The organism is Mesorhizobium sp. M4A.F.Ca.ET.020.02.1.1 (genome assembly GCF_004022645.1).
In the GTDB taxonomy this organism is placed as follows: domain Bacteria; phylum Pseudomonadota; class Alphaproteobacteria; order Rhizobiales; family Rhizobiaceae; genus Mesorhizobium.
The window spans coordinates 1-1,902 of record NZ_RZOI01000954.1; the positions used below are offsets into that span (position 1 = coordinate 1).

Consider the following 1,902-nt stretch of genomic DNA (forward strand, 5'->3'; position numbering starts at 1 on the left):
GCGGCGGCATCGTCTCGCCATGGTGCTTGGCGGCGCCAGCGCCGGGGATGGCCGTCTCGCCGTCATCGTCAACGGCGACCGCCGTCAATGCGTCTTCACGCTGCCGGAACGGGCCGGGTTCGGCTGGCATGCCGCCATCCGCCGTCTCGATGGCGGCGTCGACCCGTCGCGGCCGGTGCCGGGGCGGACGGTGGTCTTCATGATCGAGCGCAAGGCCGGCGGCCGGGCGCGCAGCGGGAGGGCAAGTGATGACTGATGGCAATGGGCGGCGCGGGTCCGACTGGTGGCGCGGCTGCGTCATCTACCAGATCTATCCGCGCTCCTTCCAGGACACGACGGGCGACGGCAGCGGCGATCTCAAGGGCATCACCGCCAGGCTCGCGCATGTCGCCTCGCTCGGCGTCGACGCCATCTGGCTGTCGCCCTTCTTCAAGTCGCCCATGGCCGACATGGGCTACGACGTGTCGGACTATCGCGACGTCGATCCGATGTTCGGCACGCTGGAGGATTTCGATGCACTGATCGCCGAGGCGCACCGGCTCGGCCTGAAGGTCGTCATCGACCAGGTGATCTCCCACTCGTCCGACAAGCATGAATGGTTCGTCGAGAGCCGCGCCAGCCGCGACAACCCGAAGGCCGACTGGTACGTCTGGGCCGATGCCAAGTCCGACGGCAATGCGCCCAACAACTGGCTGTCGCTGTTTGGCGGGCCGGCCTGGGAGTGGGATGCCACTCGCCGGCAGTACTATATGCACAATTTCCTCGCCGCCCAGCCCGACCTCAACTTCCACAATCCGGAGATTCAGGACGCGGTGCTGGACACGGTGCGCTTCTGGCTGGAGCGCGGCGTCGACGGTTTTCGGCTGGATACGGTCAATTACTATTTCCATGACCGCTGGCTGCGCGACAACCCGCCTCTGGCGGAAAGCGTCGCCGGCACCAACGGCGCCACCACCACCTATGCCTTCCAGGAGCATCTGTTCGACAAGACGCGGCCGGAGAACCTCGACTTCCTGTGCCGCTTCCGCGCGTTGCTCGACGAGTATCAGGACCGCGCCGCGGTCGGCGAGGTCGGCGACGAGGACCGCTCGCTGAGGACGCTCGCCGCCTACACCTCAGGCGGCGACAAGCTGCAGATGTGCTACACATTCGACCTGCTGGGGCCGCAATTCTCGGCCGCGCACATACGCGGCTGCGTCGAGGCCTTCGAAAGCACGGCCGCCGACGGCTGGGTCTGCTGGGCGTTCTCCAACCATGATGTCGTGCGCCATGTCAGCCGCTGGACGCGGCCGGGCGGCGAGCCGGACAGGGTGGCGAAATTCTCGATCGCGCTACTCGCCTGCCTGCGCGGCTCGATCTGCCTCTATCAGGGTGAAGAGCTTGGGTTGGAGGAAGCCGAGCTTGCCTATGAGGATCTGCGCGATCCGCTGGGCATCCGCTTCTGGCCTGGCGTGAAGGGCAGGGACGGCTGCCGCACGCCGATGGCCTGGGAGCACGGCGCCGACAATGGCGGCTTCACGACGGGCAGGCCCTGGCTGCCGGTGCCGGCCAGCCACCGCGCCCGCGCCGTCGACGTCCAGAACGGCGAGAAGGGATCGGTGCTTGCCGCTTATCGGGCGATGCTCGCCTTGCGCAGGCGGCACTCGGCGCTTGTCGGCGGGTCGATCCGCTTTCTGGATGCCGAAGGCGATGTCCTTGCCTTCGTCCGCGAGGGTGAGGGCGAGAGGCTGGTTTGCGTCTTCAACTTCGCCGACGAGCAGGCGGTCTGGCCCTTGCCGCCGGCTCTGGGGCCTGTTGAAGTGATCGATCTCGGCGCCGGCGCGGTCATTGCCGAGGACGTATTGTCACTGCCGCCGCTGGGTTTCTTTCTGGGGCGAACCAACTTGGCGGCCAGCCCGTCAA

1 protein-coding gene and 1 pseudogene are annotated in these 1,902 nt (G+C 67.2%); both read left to right on the top strand.

All coding sequences use genetic code 11. The features are described from left to right. Positions 1 to 256 (top strand): annotated as a pseudogene (locus EN742_RS38390) (glycogen debranching enzyme GlgX); the annotation flags it as partial. Next, a partial coding sequence (locus tag EN742_RS33555; protein ID WP_128333805.1) for an alpha-glucosidase family protein occupies positions 249 to 1,902 on the top strand: 1,654 nt, incomplete at its 3' end. The pseudogene EN742_RS38390 and the gene EN742_RS33555, both read left to right, overlap by 8 nt.